Here is a 650-nt window from a genome sequence, read left to right on the forward strand (position 1 = left end):
TTTCACGTAAATGATTTGGTTTGGTGGTGGTGGTGGTACGTGGATACACGCCCCAAAATACGGCACCAACAAAAATTCCGTCACCGTGTTGGCATCTCCCTCAAGAGGAATCACGAAGCCAGGGATTTTGACCTGACTGCCATTGAGTTCTGGTCTGACGTTACCGATTTTTGATTGCTGCGCCGCGCCACCACTGTGATCAGATGCGGGCATCCCCACGCTGTCGAACAGCTTACGTTCCGCTTCAGGAACCAGATCGATCCAGTCGAGCGTTAATGGCTCATCACTCGCCATGACCGGCGTCGTAAATGCAATCGCGAGTAAGCAACTGGCTAAAACTTTTTTCCACATCGTTAGATCCTTATGGTCATTCCGTCACTGAGTGACTGTCTGTAGGCGCGGAATGCTGGAATAAAACCAATCACAATACCGGCGCATTGTACAAAGCTAAGCAGCATCCATTCGTACGCAGAAAGCGTGCTTAACGTGAGATTTATACCGTAGTGTTGTTGAATTAGGGGCTGAAGTAGGGCGAGTATCGCATACAGTCCCAAAACGCCAGTGACGATACCTGCTGCTGTGAGTAAACTCGCTTCACTAATGAGCAGAGAAAAAACGTGGCGCGGGCGTGCGCCCATAGCGCGTAAAAT

Annotated in this window: 2 protein-coding genes; both read right to left on the reverse strand. The window is 50.0% G+C overall.

From position 1 onward, the window contains the following. Positions 1 to 351 (reverse strand): DUF3299 domain-containing protein (locus R7040_RS27290; protein ID WP_318094078.1); only part of this gene is annotated, 351 nt, incomplete at its 3' end. A gap of 2 nt (positions 352 to 353) precedes the next feature. Then, the coding region (locus R7040_RS27295; protein WP_318097721.1) for an FtsX-like permease family protein at positions 354 to 650 on the reverse strand (297 nt) is incomplete at its 5' end.

Source organism: Vibrio sp. 1069 (genome assembly GCF_033340555.1).